Origin of the sequence: Paenibacillus sp. S25 (genome assembly GCF_019454085.1) — a bacterium.
GTDB classification, from domain to species: domain Bacteria; phylum Bacillota; class Bacilli; order Paenibacillales; family Paenibacillaceae; genus Paenibacillus; species Paenibacillus polymyxa_B.
On record NZ_CP073683.1, the window covers coordinates 1,334,768 to 1,350,209 of the forward strand.

The window sequence follows — 15,442 nt, forward strand, 5'->3', positions numbered from 1 at the left end:
CCAAAATTCGATGAAGCAAGGAGAATGAGTGCGATGACGAAAAGAGTGAAAAAGGCCATTATTCCAGCAGCAGGGTTAGGTACGCGCTTCCTCCCTGCCACAAAAGCGATGCCTAAGGAAATGCTTCCAATTATCAATAAGCCTACGATTCAATATATCGTGGAAGAAGCGATTGCTTCGGGTATTGAGGACATTATTATCGTTACGGGTAAAGGCAAACGTGCCATTGAGGACCACTTTGACAACGCATTTGAGCTGGAATCCAAACTGCTCGAGGACGGTAAGTTGAAGCTTCTGGAGGAAGTACAGCGCTCTTCGGGAGTGGAAATCCACTACATTCGCCAAAAAGAACCCAAAGGTCTTGGACATGCGGTATGGTGCGCAAGACGCTTTATCGGGGACGAGCCGTTTGGTGTGCTGCTGGGCGATGATATCGTAACAGGTCAGAAACCTTGCCTGCGCCAGCTGATGGATCAGTATGAGGAAACTCAAAATTCGGTTATCGGTGTGCAGCGGGTACCGCAGGAATTTACGAACCGGTACGGCATCATTGAACCGGATCAGCAGGACGGACGCTTGTACCGAGTGAATAATTTTATAGAAAAACCGGCTCCAGGTACAGCGCCATCCGATTTGGCTATTATGGGTCGCTACGTGTTCTCACCGAAAATTTTCAAATATCTTGATCTTCAGGAAAAAGGAGCTGGCGGCGAAATTCAGCTGACGGATGCGATCCAAAAGCTGAATCAGAGTGAGCGTGTGTACGCCTATGATTTTGAAGGCACACGTTATGACGTGGGTGAGCGTCTTGGATATATTTTAACCACACTTGAATTTGCACTTGCCAGCGATGATTTGAAGTATCCGGTTATGGAGGCCATGCATGAATGGTTGAAAAAGACCGAGAAAGCAACCACGGCAGGTTGAGAGGGGGTACGTCAGCATGAGCATGGAAAATTTACCGGAGGACGGCGAGGCTGTCATGTCAGGTAAAGCGTTTTACATGCCATACGGAAATACACAAATTCAGGATAAAACGTCCTACCTGGTCACAAAACGCCTCCTTGATATGCTGCTGTCGTTCGTGGGCTTGATCGTCTTGCTTCCACTTTTTGTAGTGGTAGGCGTTTTGATTAAGCTCGAAGACCCAAAGGGAAGCGTGTTTTTCAAGCAAACTCGGGTGGGCAAGAATGAGAAGTTATTCGATATGTATAAATTCCGTTCAATGGTGTCCAATGCAGAGGAACTGAAAAAGGACTTGATGGAGCTGAATGAAGTGAGCGGCGCCATGTTCAAAATTAAAAACGATCCTCGGATCACGAAAATTGGCAGTTTTCTGCGCAAGACGAGTATTGATGAGATTCCGCAGCTGTGGAACGTGTTGGTTGGCGACATGACCTTAGTCGGTCCGCGTCCGCCGTTGCCCAGCGAGGTCGAGCAATATTCCGATTATGATAAGCAACGCCTGATTGTAACACCGGGATGTACGGGTTACTGGCAGGTGAGCGCACGTAACAGTGTAGGCTTCGAAGAAATGGTGCAAATGGATTTGAAGTATATTCATGTTCGCAATACGTGGCTCGATTTGAAAATCATCATGAAAACAGGCGTTAAAATGCTGTTCTCCAAGGATGCTTACTGATGGATGCATTCAAGCGATGTCCCGCAGTGTCCGTCGTTATTTGCACCTATAACCGGGCGGACCTGCTGGAGAAAACGTTAATGTCCCTGCTGGAGCTGGAAGACCTTGCACTGGCTGAGATCATAGTGGTCGATAACCGATCCACTGATCATACAGCAGCGACGATCAAAAGGTTCACCGTCGCCCATGGTCAGAATATTCATCTCCGATATCATTATGAGCGCGAACAAGGACTGTCTGCTGCTCGTAATGCAGGCATTACGTTATCAAGAGCGGAAGTCATTGCTTTTCTCGATGATGATGCAATTCCGTGTGTTACATGGTTGCAAACGATTATGTCAGCATTCGGGAACAATCCTGAGCTGACGGCTATGGGTGGGAAAATTGACCCTATGTTTGAGACGGAACGACCGGGTTGGCTAACAGGCCCGCTTGAACTGCCTTACACGATTATTGATCTGGGCAAAGCCGTTCGTGAATATCCGTCGGGACTGAATCCATTTGGAGCGAATATGGCGATGCGCAAAACGGCTTTTGCTGCCGTTATGTTCCCTCTTCATCTAGGCAGAAAGGGAGATATCCTTCTATCAGGTGAAGAATCGTGGGTATTCGAGCAAATCCGTAAAAATGGTGGAACGATTATGTATCATCCACACATGTCTGTGGAACATTTTGTGCCGGCTTCACGGTTAACGAAAGAATGGATCATGAACCGCTACTATTGTCAGGGCATGTCTAATGCTGCTCAGGCCGTAGGTCTGCGCGGCAACGCGATGCTGATGGCGAAGACGGCAGCCAAAGTGTTATACATCACTGTGGATTCCCTGCTGGCGCGTAGTGAGGGCAGGAAGCTGTTGAACCGGTGCAGGCTTGAAAGTATCCGTGGGACGTTGGATACACTGCGCAACCGGAAAAGCGAGTCAGCTGCGGGGTGAAAGATGGAACATGAGTAACTATCCTTGGACTACTAGAATAAACACCATACAGCATGTTTTTATTTTTCTACTGGGCGCTCTTGCTGTAGGAATTGCGGCTACCTATCAGCCGGTGGTCAGTATCGCGGCGGTATGTTTACTGCTCTTGCTGGCTGTTTCTATCCATCATCCGGAGCGCATCAGCTATGCTGTTTTGCTAAGTACAGCAGTCTCAGTCGATTCTCTGTATCAGGGTGGCGTGTTCGGTATTGAGATTTTGTCATTGTACAAATTGGGCATTTTGGCTCTGCTGGTGCCGTGCATGCTCGTGTATGGCATACGTCTCAAGTTCAGCTATCCGGTCTGGGCATTGGTGATCATGCTGGGGATCACATTTGGATTTTCAGCATGGCTGCCTTTGTTAACGACCTCGATTGCCGTCAAGGCGTTCGTCGGTTTATCACTCCCTTTCTTTTTTTTACTGATCCAGTGGAAAAAGGATGTGGCAGAAAAGCATATCCGACTGATCAGTCTGTTGCCAATTATTAGTGTGGTCATTGGACTGGGTTTGCAGGTTTTGGGGCTGCATTCGTTTACGGATGTGGAATTTACCGGCGCAGTCAGAGTACAAGGAGCGAATATACCGCCGCATCTGGCAATGCTCTCCTTTCTCGGAATTGCCGTCTCTCTAATTGAGGTCAAACGCAAACCCAAGCAAGCCGCTTTTTATTACACTGTGTTGGCACTGAACTTTCTGATTCTGATCGCTACCGGTACACGTGGACCGATTCTGGCATTGTTATTAATGTTTGCTGTGTATCTGTTTGATATTGCCCGTCAGTACCTCAAGGGGAAAGTCAATTATTTGCTACCGCTGGCCGGATCGTTTTTGGTTGCTCTGGGGGCGGTGGCCCTGCAATGGAACAATTTAAAAAAACGCTCCTTCGAACGGGAGACCGATACAGGCATTGACCTGTCGGGACGCTCGGAGGCATGGGAATATTTTTTGAACAGAGTACATGATTACCCTTGGTCAGGGAGAGGTCTTGGTGCGGTAACGGTCGCGAACGATGGGACATTATTCAATGGCTTTGTTGTACCGCATAACGAGTATATACGCTTTTATTTTGACACGGGATATATCGGTTGCGGACTATTAATGCTTTCATTGCTGATCGTGTTCGCTCTCATTTACCGGTCGCTTGCCAAGTCTATCAAACCTTATTTTGCAAGCTTAATTGCAGGCTTTCTGATCTACTCGTTTTCAGATAATACGTTGTCGACGGTTCAGATGATTATTCCATTTTGCTGGTATTTGAACGCGTTATACCAGACATCTACTCAAACCGATTTTCGCAAAGAGAAGTGATACGATGAGCAGAGTGAACATGTTCGATGTCAACTTTGATAATTACGATTTTAATGATCTACTCGAATTTATAGATACTTCTATTGAACATCAGCGTCATTCTTACATTTTGACCTGTAATGTCGATCATGTGATCAAGCTTCGCAAGGATGATGAATTCCGCAAGGTGTATTCGGATGCCGGAGCTGTAGTGGCCGATGGGATGCCTATCATATGGGCGTCCAAGTTACTGAAAAAGCCTCTCAAACAAAAGGTGTCCGGATCAGATTTGTTCACTCGGTTAGGAGAGGCTTTTGAGGATCGAGGCTATCGGTTATTTTTTCTGGGTGCAGCTGACGGTATTCCTGAGAAGGCTATGCTCAATCTCCAGGAATCTTATCCGAACATGAATGTGGTGGGCTGTTATTCTCCTTCTTATGGCTTTGAGAAAAACGAAGAGGAGAACAGGCACATTGTCCAATTGCTTCAAGAGGCTCGCCCGGACATCGTTTTTGTAGGTGTAGGCGCCCCTAAACAGGAAAAATGGATTTATAGATATTATGAGACTTACCGCGCTCCAATTTCGATTGGGGTGGGAGCGACCTTTGATTTCCTGTCGGGAAATGTGAAAAGAGCACCGGAGCTGATGCAGAAGACGGGATTTGAATGGTTCTGGAGGTTGTCTCAGGAGCCTAAACGATTGTGGAAAAGATATTTGATTGAGGATTCCCAATTTCTCGTTCTGCTGTTTAAGGAGATGTTCAAGCGGAAGCGGATGAAGGGAGGTCAGGGGTGAGAAACATGAGTCGGTTGGCAGATCAGCAGATTTCCGTTCGGCTAGGAAATCGGCGTGGAATCGGCATGATCGGCATGGGGTTGCTGGCTTGTATGTTGCCACTCGCCATCGGATTTGTCAGCGCCAAGATGAATCCCACCATGAGCCAGCAGGGAGCCATATTGCTGGCGCTCGTTTTTCCGGCCTTCCTGCTGGCGATCTTGCAATCCCGGCTACTGATTCCTTACACACTGGCAGTGTGGGCAGTAGGCCCGGAAATCCGCCGCATAGCGGATTGGTTGGAGGGAACGTATCACTCGGTTTCCTTGTTGAGCGTGGCACCACTGCTGGTAAGCAGTATGTTGATTATTCCTGTGTTGCGAGGCATTCATCAGGCGGAAAAACCCTTGACCCGAATTGCTGTATTTTTCGGCATAGAACTGGCCTACGGAAGTGTGGTCGGGTTATTCAAAAATGGTATTGTTTTTGCTTATGATTTAGCCAATTATGTGGTTCCTTTGATCCTATTGCCATATCTTGCGATTAAGCCCATGAAAGCGAAGGAGCTGGACCGACTGCTGTATTCATATGCCAACATTGCTGTTCTTGTGGCGATTTACGGCATTATCCAGTACTTGACGGTGCCTCCGTGGGATGCATTTTGGATGAATCATGTAGAAATGAATTCCATTGGTGTTCCAGAACCACTTCAAATCAGAGTGTTTTCTTCTATGAACTCGCCCGGTCCCTGCGCTATTTTCCTGGCGATGGCACTTGTACCCATGCTAATGGAAAAACGGTGGCGTGGCACTTTGGGATGGATCGGAATCCTGCTGACGGTCGTTTGTCTTTTGATCACGCTGGTACGTTCAGCCTGGCTAATTGCATTCGTCATGTTGCTGGCTTACATTCTCAGTTCATCTTCCAAGGGAAAGTGGAAAACCTTGTTTCAACTAGCTATAGTTGGCCTTCTTCTCTACATCATTGTTCCAAAACTTCCAGGGGCAGAAGGTTTGGTGGCACGCATGCAGACGCTGACGGATATTCAGCAGGATCATTCGTACAATGAACGTTTGGATTTACTGCATACGATGCTTCCGGCGATTGCTGGCAATCCGGTCGGGCAGGGGATCGGGAGTGTAGGAATCGGAACCAAGCTTGATAACGGCGGCGATCTCGGCGAACTTGGGATTATGGATAATGGATATATCGCCATTTTCCTCACCTTCGGTATTTTCGGGGCATTCTTTTTCTTCGGTGGTCTGTTCGTTATCATCAAGCGCCTTCTCGCCCGTATTGCCGCACGAGATGCCAGTCAGCCTTATATCAGACTGGCGTTGGCTACGTGGGCCGGAGCTGTAGCCAGTCTCATATCAGATAATGGTTTCCCCGGTATGCGCGGCTATCTGATCTGGATGATGATCGGAATAGGACTATGGGCAAAAGATGTCATCGCGGAAAGAAGGTAAAGGCTGTGCAAAACTTACAAGCATTATCCGCACCTGTCCGGACACTATGGTCCACGGTGATTCGGTTTGCCAAAAGCAAGGATAACAGCTCTGCAGCAGTAAAAACGATGATATTCAGTATGCTGATTCTCGTCGTGAATATGCTGACTGGTGTGCTAACGGCACGATTCCTGGGTCCTACTGGACGCGGGGAACAGACAGCGATGGTGAACTGGTCCCAATTTCTCGCCTTCTGCATGAGCTTCGGTGTCCCGTCTGCATTGATTTACAATGCGAAAAGGAAACCGGAGGAAACGGGCAAGCTGTATGGTCTGGCCTTGCTGCTGGCTACCATGTTCGGGGGCTTGGCGACACTCGTCGGAGTATTTCTAATTCCTTATTGGCTGCGCTCTTTTTCTTCATCGGTCATACTTTTCGCACAGTGCTCCATGATGATGTGTCCGCTCATAGCGATTTCACAGATCAATAATGCATTGCTTCAAGTTCGCTCGGAATATAAGCAGTACAATTTATTCCGGTATCTGGTACCGCTAAGTACACTGCTGGGTCTAGCGATTCTGATCCTAACCGGAAATATGAATCCGTACACCTCGGCATTGGCCTATTTACTGCCAGGCTTACCGATTTATATCGGTGTCACGATACGAATGATTCGGCTGTACAAACCAAAGGTAAAGAACAGCTGGACGCAATTTAAAAATCTCTTTACCTACGGTATGGGTTCATACGGAAATGATCTCATGGGGCAGGTTTCCACTTATATTGATCAGATTTTGATTGCGGGTCTGCTCAGACCCGCTGATCTCGGTTTATATGCAGTAGCGGTCAGCTTGGCCAGGATGGTGAATGTATTTTCTACCTCGATCATTGTCGTACTGTTTCCCAAAGCCTCCGGTCTGAATAAGGAAGAGGCGGTGGCCATAACATTTCGGGCATTTCGAGTGACATCAACGGCAACCTTTCTGGCTGCCGTGATGCTGATGCTGATTGCTCCGTTCGTATTTACATTGTTATATGGTCAAGAGTTTAAACAAGCGCTTACGGTATTCCGGTTCCTGGTGCTTGAGGTTGCTATCAGTGGAGGGACCATGGTGCTGGCACAACAATTTATGGCGTTGGGTAAGCCCAAACTGGTTACCATTCTACAGGGTGTCGGATTGGCGCTCGTCATTCCATTGCTGTCCATACTCGTACCGAAATATGGATTGACGGGTGCAGGCATAGCAATGCTGTCTTCGGGAATTCTACGGTTCATTTTCATTTTATGTAATGTTAAATTCGTTCTAAAAATGAAGATTCCAAGACTGCTTATTTCCAAACAAGATTTTCAATGGCTCCGATCAACGATGTCACACTACATCCGGAAAAAGCCAGTTAACGGTTAGATAAAGAAGGAGGCACCCGCTAATGAACCACATGTCTAGCGTTCCCGCGGACAACCGGATATCCGTAGTTATTATCGCTCAGGATGATGGCACTCGAATCACAGCCGCCATTAAATCCTGCAAGCCCTTTGCGGACGATATCGTCGTCATTGACGGAGGGAGCAAGGACAATACGATTCAGGTAGCTGAATCCTTGGGCTGTCGGGTGTTTTCTAACCCGTGGCCCGGTTATGCCAAACAGCGCATGTTTGGTGTTGAAAAAGCGGAATTTGATTGGATATTCCTGATTGATACGGACGAAGTAGTGGATGCAGAGTTGCTTGGAGACTTATTGAAAGTAAAGGAAACGCTCCACGATCCGGCCAAAGCATATTCCGTATTTCGGATTGGAGATTTTCTCGGCAAATGGATGAACAAAGGGGAATACCTGGTTCGTTTGTACAATCGGCGTATTTATGGCATTACGAATAGTCTTGTTCATGAAATGCCGGATGTAGCCTCTTCGCAGATTGTCAATCTGGAGGGCGTGTTATGGCACTATGGCTTCCGCAGCATCAGTGATCATATGACCCGTTTTAACAAATATACAGATCTGGAAGCAGAGACGGCATTTAACAAAGGAAGATCCTTTCGGATTACCAGACTATTGTGGCGGCCTCCTGCCCGCTTTGTGCAGAAGTATTTTGTCCAAGGCTTATACCGCAAGGGATTGGCGGGTTTTGCCGTAGCAGTATTCTGGGTGATGTATGAGTTTCTCGTCTGCTTCAAGCATTATGAGCTAACCAAGCGGCGAAAAAAGATAGAAATCGTGGATGACGGACATACCGAGCAGAAAGGAGAAACCAGCTATGTCGTACAATAACGGATTTCGTATTGCGGCAACGGGGCTTAGCTGGCCGTCCTTGCAGCCAGGAGGCCTCAACACATATTTCAAATCGATCTGTGAGCAGCTTACGCTAGAGCGCAATACGTTGGATGCTCTAATCTGTAGTGACGAGCAGCCGCAAGCGCCCGACCGTATTCGGATTCATACGATTGGCAGCAAGCAGCAATCCATCTGGAAGCGCCGGGAGCTAATGCAAAAATATGCAGCAGAGTTGTTTGACAAGCAACCGATGGATATATTGTATTCCCATTTTGCCCCCTATAGTGTCGGGCCGGCGCTGGAGGCGAAAAAAAGGGGAATCCCGGTAGTTACCACCTTTCACGGACCGTGGACGGAGGAAATGAAGATTGAGGGACAGGGCATCAAGCATTTTCTAAAAACGACGTTGGCCAAATCCATTGAAATGAAGGCCTACGGTCTGTCGGATAAATTTATAGTGCTAAGCGAGACTTTTCGGGATATTTTGCATGAGCACTATAAGGTTCCACTCAGCAAAATTCATATTATTCCTGGTGCGGCGAATGTAGAAAGGTTCCACCCGGCAGAGGATCAAGAAGCCGTGCGGAAGCGCCTGAATTTGCCGCAAAACGCGACGATTGTGCTAACCGTTCGTCGTCTTGTTAATCGAATGGGACTGCTACAGCTACTGGAAGCATGGAGACGAGTAACCGAGCGTCATCCTGATCATCTGTTGCTGATTGGAGGGAAGGGCCCCTTGATGGAGGAATTGGCTTCCAAGGTGGAGGAATACAATCTTCATAACCATGTAAGGCTGCTCGGTTATGTGTCGGATGAGGAGCTTCCACTGTATCACCAAGCATCGAATTTGTTCGTTGTACCCACACAGGCACTGGAAGGCTTCGGTCTGATCACAGTGGAGGCGATGGCCTCGGGACTGCCGGTGCTGGCGACTCCTGTGGGTGGCAACAAGGAGATTTTAAGAGGATTCCGTCCTGAGCTTTTGTTCAAGGGAACGGATAGTGAAGCCATTGCTGAAGGGTTGCTGCGTGTGCTGGATCATCGTGAACTTCTACCGAATGCAAGGGAATGCCGGGACCATGTCCTGAGCAGATATACATGGGGACATGTAGCGGAGCAGGTGGAAGAGGTGTTCCGACAGGTCCTTGATAGAAAGGCGGCGGCGAAATGATGAGAGTAGCTTATATTGACCATACGGCAAGATGGAGCGGTGGCGAAGTCGCTTTGTATAACATACTGACGAATATCGGGGAACATATCGACCCACTCGTTATTTTGGCAGAGGAGGGCGATTTGGCAGATCGGCTTCGGCAGCGTGATATTGATGTGCGCATCATCCCATTGGACGATTCGATTCGCAATCGGGGACGAAATGCCGTGAATCTAGGTGCGCCTGCAGCAGCTTTTCGTTTGCTGGCTTACGGTAGAAAACTTGCGCCCTTGCTGCGTGAGGAAAAGGTCGTGTGCGTTCACACGAACTCGCTCAAGTCTGCACTGTATGGTGCAGTAGCCGCCAAATCGGCGAAGCTGCCCTTGATCTGGCATATCCGTGACCACATCGGTCCGCCGTATCTGAAGCCGATTGTAGCCAAAGGGATTCGGCTGATGTCCCGCTTTTTGCCCAACGGAGTGATTGCTAATTCCAAGTCCACGCTGAGTGCGTTGGAGTTACCCCCGGACAAAAAGACGCTTGTCGTTTATTCCGCTTTTGCTAAAGCAATTACAGCACGTGACACGGCTGCGGATTTACGTGCTGATGACTCGTTTAACGTCGTATTGGTCGGCAGATTGGCGGAATGGAAGGGACAGCATATTTTACTGGAAGCGGCACGCTCCTTTTTACCGGATCAGCGCGTGAAATTCTGGCTGGCTGGAGATGCGTTGTTCGGAGAAGAGGAATACAAGCAACGATTAGAGTCCACGATGCGCGAATACGGGTTGGCTAACGTCAATCTGCTGGGACACGTCGATGACATTCAAGGCCTGATGCAGCGTTGTGATTTGCTGATTCATACCTCTATTACACCAGAACCATTCGGTCAGGTCATTATTGAAGGCATGGCTGCGGGTCTCCCAGTGATTGCTTCCAATGAGGGTGGACCCAAGGAAACGGTGGTACCCCATGAAACCGGGCTGCTTATTGAACCGGGTGACCCGGCTAAGCTGGAAGAAGCCATCCGCTGGATGTTGGAGCATCCACAGGAACGTCAGCAGATGGGTGAGAGAGGGATGGAGCGGGTCAAGAAGCATTTTGTCATCGAGAACACAGTTAAGGATATAGTTCATTACTATAAGGGTTTGTTGGCAGGAGTCTGACCGACATTCGCGTTAAAGGATGATTCAGATGAAAATAGCGATAGCACACGATTACTTAATCCAAATGGGCGGAGCGGAAAGGGTAGTAGAGGTATTCCACGATATGTATCCGGAGGCTCCTATCTTCACAACGGTGTTCAGCGACGACCGCCTGTCGCGTAACTTGAAGGATGCGGATATTAGAGCCACTTGGCTACAAAACGTCCCAGGAGTGAAGGCCAACTTCAAAGGAGTGCTGCCGCTGTATCCCATCGCTATCCGTGATTTTGATTTCAGGGATTTCGACATTGTTTTAAGCTCCAGCAGCGCATTTATGAAAAGCATCCAGGTACCCAAGCATACGTTTCACATTTGTTATTGTCACACACCGATGCGGTTTGCCTGGGATTACGATACATATATGGCCCGGCAGTCCAAATCCAACCTGCTCAAAAACATGCTAAAGCTGTACATGAACCGGTTGAAAACATGGGATGCCAAAACTTCTCGCAACGTAGACCAGTTTGTTGCCAACTCCTCGGTTGTTAAAAGAAGAATTTTGCACTATTACCAAAGGGATTCGGATGTCATTTTCCCACCTATTAATACATCCCGTTTTAAACGCGCTACAAACATCGGTGACTATTACCTGATCGTATCCCGATTGGTGTCCTACAAGCGCATCGATCTCGCGATCGAAGCATTCAAACGTAACGGTCTCAAGCTGCGCATTGTGGGTGAAGGACCGGATCGTAAACGACTCGAAGGTATGGCTGCCCCGAACATTGAGTTCCTCGGCAGGCTTGAGGACGAAGAGGTTAACAAGCTGATGGCAGAATGCCGAGCGCTCGTTTTTCCGGGTGAAGAGGACTTCGGTATTACGCCTTTGGAGGCGAATGCGGCCGGACGGCCTGTCATCGCTTTTCAGGGTGGGGGAGCGCTGGATACGATTGTTCCTCATGTGAACGGCGTATTTTTCCGCAAGCATCAAGTAGAGGATGTGCTGGAGGCCGTCGCAAAGGTTGAGCAACATGCATGGAATGTGGACGATATCATTACCCATGCCCGCAAATTTGATGAAGATAACTTCAAGGATCAATTAAAAAAGTATGTAGAACAAGCCTATGTGAACTTTCTAAAAGGAGGATGAACGGAATGAAGCTGGCTGTAATCGGTACTGGATACGTTGGGCTCGTCTCGGGTGTATGTTTTGCGCAAAAAGGTAATGAGGTGATTTGTGTCGATCTGGAGCAGCACAAAATCGACATGTTGAACCGGGCGGAATCTCCGATTTATGAACCGGGTATTGAGGAATTGATCGCGTTGAATCTGGAAGCCGGCCGTTTGGAGTTCACCTCGGATTTGGCCGATGCGGTACGCCGCTCGGATATCGTAATTTTGGCGGTAGGTACGCCTTCTCTGGCTAACGGCGAGGCAAATTTGTCGTACATTGAACAGGCGGCTGCTGATGTTGGTAAAGCCATGAACGGGTATAAGATTATTATGACCAAGAGCACTGTACCTGTCGGAACGAACGAAAAGATTAAGCACGTATTGGCTCGCCACACGAGTTTGTCTTTCGATATCGTCTCCGCGCCAGAGTTTCTGAGAGAAGGCTCAGCCATCAATGATACACTTCATCCGGATCGCATCATTATTGGTTTGGACAATACAGGATTGCGTGAAACCATGGTCACTCTGCATCAGGTGTTCACGGATAAAATCTATGTGACGGATATCCGTAGTGCTGAAATGATCAAATACGCGTCCAATGCGTTTCTGGCAACTAAAATTTCGTTCATTAACGAAATTGCTAATATTTGCGAAAAGGTTGGCGCCGATGTAACCTGTGTGGCTGATGGTATGGGTATGGACAAACGGATTGGCTCCTCTTTCCTACAAGCAGGGATCGGGTATGGTGGGTCTTGCTTTCCAAAAGACACAAATGCGCTTATCCAAATTGCGGGTAATGTAGACTATGAATTTAAGTTGTTGAAATCGGTGGTCGAGGTGAATACCGACCAGCGCTTTATGATTGTATCCAAGCTGCGCGAATCGCTGGGTCAACTGAACGGTGTGTCCATTGGTATTTGGGGCCTCGCCTTCAAGCCAAATACAGATGACATCCGCGAAGCTCCAGCACTGGAAATCGTAGAAACGCTCATTCAGTCAGGCGCTATTGTCAAACTGTATGATCCCATTGCGATGGATAAATTCAAGGAGCGCGTGGATCACCCGAATATTGTGTGGTGCTCATCCCCACAGCAAGCCGCTGAAGGTAGCGACGCTGTGTGCCTGTTGACCGATTGGGAAGAGTTCAAAAAAGTCGATCTCGTACAACTGGCCTCCATTCTGCACAAGCCGGTTCTCATCGACGGTCGTAACGTATTCGCTGAGGAACAGATTCAAGGCTCCGGGCTGGAATACCATTCCGTGGGTCGTCCGCGGATGAGTGGGTGGAACAGAGATAAAGTGGAAGTTTAAAAAATGACTGTGGCGGGGGTGGAGACGCTACACGTGCAGATTGTTCTTCCGATTGCTGTTACCCCCGGATTTTTGGATTGTGTAAAACATTCAAAGGTTAAAATCCGGGGGTAAAGGCAAACGCTGCGCTTCTTCAGAACAATTCTGCCCGCTCCGCTGCTTTCCGCCGTGGAGTCACGATTTTTAATCTCCCACCTTATGGGGTGGGAGCAGGAAGGGCGTATCGGAAGGAGCGGCACGGTTGAAGCCGCTCCTTCCGATCAAGCGGCGCTGCGCCGCCCCTGTGGAGCAAGCACTACCATGCGGATACGCTATGCTGCTCCTGCGACGCAAAGACGCCATTGCTGTTGCCGAAGGCGTGAGATTTTTACAGGCTGACCGGACTTAATAATGTCCGGTCGTGCCTTTTGCACCACAAGGTATGATCGATATGATGCATTTTTTGAGTAGCGAAGGGTTGGATTTGAATCTGGAGAAGCGATAGTGTTCGCCTTTGGACCGGGATTCAAACCTTTATACGATTTTATATAATCGAATGAATCCCGGTCCAACAGCGATCGTAAGATCGAATCCATCCCGTAGCGGGCTACTCAACCCTGCCCCATCCGATCACCCATACATTATAGAGAGGAAGTGGAGAGTTATGAAGCTCGTACTTTTGTCTGGTGGTTCCGGTAAAAGATTATGGCCTTTGTCCAACGATTCCCGTTCCAAACAATTTTTGAAGGTACTGGAGAGCCCGGAGGGGACTTCGGAATCCATGGTACAGCGGGTATGGAGACAACTGGGAGACAACGGATTATCAGAATCCTCGTTTATTGCGACAGGGAGAGCACAGGTCGAAATGATCCAGAGTCAGGTCGGACCGAATACGCGCATCATTGTTGAGCCGGAACGCAGAGACACCTTTCCTGCGATTGCGTTGACAGCGACTTATCTATATTCCATTGCAGGTGTTTCACCTGATGAAATTATAGCAATATTGCCTGTAGATCCTTATGTTGAGGATGCTTTCTTCGCTTCCGTAGCCCAGTTGGAACATACGCTTCAGGAGAGTGAAGGCAAGCTTGCTTTAATCGGGGTTGTCCCTTCCTATCCTTCAGAGAAATATGGTTACATTATTCCGAAAAACGATGCCACTCAAGGTAGCACAGGCTACCGCGAAGTGAGCCATTTTCAAGAGAAACCCGACCGGGAGCAGGCGGAGCGTCTGATTGAACGCAATGCTCTATGGAACTGCGGGGTTTTTGCATTCAAATTAAGTTATTTGCTGGATATCTTGGCATCCAAGGGGTTGCCGCTTAATTATGAAGAAATGCAAAAGCAATACGCATCTCTGGAAAAAATCAGCTTTGACTATGAAGTAGTCGAGAAGGAAAAGGATATTGTAGTTCTTCCATATGATGGTTTTTGGAAGGATTTAGGTACCTGGAATACGCTCACAGAAGAAATGTCTAATCAACAAGTGGGCAGAGGTGTAGTAACGGAGGATTGCGTCAATACGAGTCTTATTAACGAGTTAGACATTCCTGTGGCGATCATTGGAACGAATGATCTGATTGTAGCCGCTAGCCCGGATGGCATTCTTGTGACCAATAAGGCAGAAAGTCCTCGCATTAAGGAAGTGCTCAAGGCTCATGATCAGCGTCCAATGTATGAAGAACGTCGTTGGGGGCAGTATCGGGTTGTGGATTATGTCAAGTATGACGAGGGTAACGAGGTATTGACCAAACGAATTCGCGTACGGAAAGGCAAAAATATCAGCTACCAGCTTCATTTCAAACGAAGTGAAATCTGGACCATTATTAGCGGTGAAGCGGAAATTATTTTGAATGAGAAGCTGCACAAAGTGAAGGCTGGCGATGTAGTTCGCATTCCTGAAGGGACGAAGCATAGCATTTTGGCTGTGACCGATGTGGATTTTATTGAGGTGCAGACTGGCTCTGAATTGGTTGAAGAGGATATTGTTCGTTTTTGTATGGATTGGAATGAAATTTCCCGTCACCAATTTATCTCATAATTATTTTCGTAAAAACGAAAAAAAAGACGGATTCATGAAAATTCATGGCCCAAACTGTCGAAATTGGGCGAAAACCTGTAAATTCATGAACATGACCTATTAAATTTTGGTAAATAAAAGTCGATACTTAGGGTAAGAAGGAATCCAAACTCCTTCCAACGATAAACGCAGCCCTGTCGAAAGGCAGGTACGCAAAGCTAAAGGGCCTTCCACAAGGATGGCAGCCTGGCTACCGAAAGGAAGAG

Annotated in this window: 14 protein-coding genes and 1 riboswitch; all 14 genes read left to right on the forward strand. The window is 48.0% G+C overall.

Annotated elements, in window-relative coordinates; translation table 11 throughout:
• Positions 1 to 33: 33 nt before the first annotated feature.
• The 14 genes from galU (at position 34) to KAI37_RS05770 (ending at position 15,197) form a co-directional block, all read left to right on the forward strand.
• A complete protein-coding gene (gene galU / locus KAI37_RS05705) occupies positions 34 to 927 on the forward strand; it encodes a UTP--glucose-1-phosphate uridylyltransferase GalU (protein ID WP_071639859.1) in 894 nt (297 codons plus the stop codon).
• Between the two features lie 16 nt (positions 928 to 943).
• On the forward strand, positions 944 to 1,642 hold the full coding sequence (locus tag KAI37_RS05710) for a sugar transferase (protein WP_013309152.1): 699 nt from the start codon (positions 944 to 946) through the stop codon (positions 1,640 to 1,642).
• Positions 1,642 to 2,577 (forward strand): glycosyltransferase, encoded by a 936-nt coding sequence (locus KAI37_RS05715; RefSeq protein WP_061830280.1) that lies wholly within the window; start codon positions 1,642 to 1,644, stop codon positions 2,575 to 2,577. The genes KAI37_RS05710 and KAI37_RS05715 overlap by 1 nt, the downstream gene beginning before the upstream one ends.
• A 10-nt stretch (positions 2,578 to 2,587) precedes the next feature.
• Positions 2,588 to 3,925 (forward strand): O-antigen ligase family protein, encoded by a 1,338-nt coding sequence (locus tag KAI37_RS05720; RefSeq protein ID WP_071639860.1) that lies wholly within the window; start codon positions 2,588 to 2,590, stop codon positions 3,923 to 3,925.
• 4 nt (positions 3,926 to 3,929) lie between these two features.
• The gene (locus KAI37_RS05725) at positions 3,930 to 4,700 is read left to right on the forward strand and encodes a WecB/TagA/CpsF family glycosyltransferase (protein WP_013309155.1); all 771 of its coding nucleotides are present in this window, start codon (positions 3,930 to 3,932) and stop codon (positions 4,698 to 4,700) included.
• 5 nt (positions 4,701 to 4,705) lie between these two features.
• Complete coding sequence (locus KAI37_RS05730; RefSeq protein WP_220030899.1) at positions 4,706 to 6,148, forward strand: O-antigen ligase family protein; 1,443 nt, start codon at positions 4,706 to 4,708, stop codon at positions 6,146 to 6,148.
• Positions 6,149 to 6,153: 5 nt separating this feature from the next.
• Positions 6,154 to 7,533 carry a lipopolysaccharide biosynthesis protein gene (locus tag KAI37_RS05735; protein WP_013309157.1) on the forward strand — a complete coding sequence of 460 codons (1,380 nt, stop codon included), beginning with the start codon at positions 6,154 to 6,156 and terminating at the stop codon, positions 7,531 to 7,533.
• Positions 7,534 to 7,555: 22 nt separating this feature from the next.
• On the forward strand, positions 7,556 to 8,395 hold the full coding sequence (locus KAI37_RS05740; protein ID WP_023987421.1) for a glycosyltransferase family 2 protein: 840 nt from the start codon (positions 7,556 to 7,558) through the stop codon (positions 8,393 to 8,395).
• Positions 8,382 to 9,569, forward strand: coding sequence for a glycosyltransferase family 4 protein (locus KAI37_RS05745; RefSeq protein ID WP_071639861.1), 1,188 nt, complete (start codon positions 8,382 to 8,384; stop codon positions 9,567 to 9,569). The genes KAI37_RS05740 and KAI37_RS05745 overlap by 14 nt, the downstream gene beginning before the upstream one ends.
• Complete coding sequence (locus KAI37_RS05750; RefSeq protein WP_071639862.1) at positions 9,566 to 10,714, forward strand: glycosyltransferase family 4 protein; 1,149 nt, start codon at positions 9,566 to 9,568, stop codon at positions 10,712 to 10,714. Before KAI37_RS05745 ends, KAI37_RS05750 begins: the two co-directional genes overlap by 4 nt.
• 28 nt (positions 10,715 to 10,742) lie before the next feature.
• Positions 10,743 to 11,843: a glycosyltransferase gene (locus KAI37_RS05755; RefSeq protein ID WP_025720491.1), complete on the forward strand. Its 1,101-nt coding sequence runs from the start codon at positions 10,743 to 10,745 to the stop codon at positions 11,841 to 11,843.
• 5 nt (positions 11,844 to 11,848) lie between these two features.
• Positions 11,849 to 13,177, forward strand: a complete 1,329-nt coding sequence (locus tag KAI37_RS05760; protein ID WP_220030900.1) for a UDP-glucose dehydrogenase family protein — start codon at positions 11,849 to 11,851, stop codon at positions 13,175 to 13,177.
• Positions 13,178 to 13,418: 241 nt separating this feature from the next.
• Positions 13,419 to 13,565, forward strand: a complete 147-nt coding sequence (locus KAI37_RS05765) for a hypothetical protein (protein WP_158659097.1) — start codon at positions 13,419 to 13,421, stop codon at positions 13,563 to 13,565.
• Positions 13,566 to 13,820: 255 nt separating this feature from the next.
• A complete protein-coding gene (locus tag KAI37_RS05770; protein WP_025720487.1) occupies positions 13,821 to 15,197 on the forward strand; it encodes a sugar phosphate nucleotidyltransferase in 1,377 nt (458 codons plus the stop codon).
• A 156-nt stretch (positions 15,198 to 15,353) separates the two neighbouring features.
• Positions 15,354 to 15,434: riboswitch (cyclic di-GMP riboswitch) on the forward strand.
• Positions 15,435 to 15,442 lie beyond the last annotated feature (8 nt).

Bases quoted from the DNA above. Each gene is read 5' to 3' on its own strand.
- KAI37_RS05720 (WP_071639860.1), top strand. From the start codon at position 2,588: ATGAGTAACTATCCTTGGACTACTAGAATAAACACCATACAGCATGTT.
- KAI37_RS05710 (WP_013309152.1), top strand. From the start codon at position 944: ATGAGCATGGAAAATTTACCGGAGGACGGCGAGGCTGTCATGTCAGGT.
- KAI37_RS05750 (WP_071639862.1), top strand. From the start codon at position 9,566: ATGATGAGAGTAGCTTATATTGACCATACGGCAAGATGGAGCGGTGGC.
- KAI37_RS05760 (WP_220030900.1), top strand. From the start codon at position 11,849: ATGAAGCTGGCTGTAATCGGTACTGGATACGTTGGGCTCGTCTCGGGT.
- KAI37_RS05740 (WP_023987421.1), top strand. From the start codon at position 7,556: ATGAACCACATGTCTAGCGTTCCCGCGGACAACCGGATATCCGTAGTT.
- KAI37_RS05715 (WP_061830280.1), top strand. From the start codon at position 1,642: ATGGATGCATTCAAGCGATGTCCCGCAGTGTCCGTCGTTATTTGCACC.
- KAI37_RS05725 (WP_013309155.1), top strand. From the start codon at position 3,930: ATGAGCAGAGTGAACATGTTCGATGTCAACTTTGATAATTACGATTTT.
- KAI37_RS05745 (WP_071639861.1), top strand. From the start codon at position 8,382: ATGTCGTACAATAACGGATTTCGTATTGCGGCAACGGGGCTTAGCTGG.
- KAI37_RS05770 (WP_025720487.1), top strand. From the start codon at position 13,821: ATGAAGCTCGTACTTTTGTCTGGTGGTTCCGGTAAAAGATTATGGCCT.
- KAI37_RS05730 (WP_220030899.1), top strand. From the start codon at position 4,706: ATGAGTCGGTTGGCAGATCAGCAGATTTCCGTTCGGCTAGGAAATCGG.
- KAI37_RS05755 (WP_025720491.1), top strand. From the start codon at position 10,743: ATGAAAATAGCGATAGCACACGATTACTTAATCCAAATGGGCGGAGCG.
- galU (WP_071639859.1), top strand. From the start codon at position 34: ATGACGAAAAGAGTGAAAAAGGCCATTATTCCAGCAGCAGGGTTAGGT.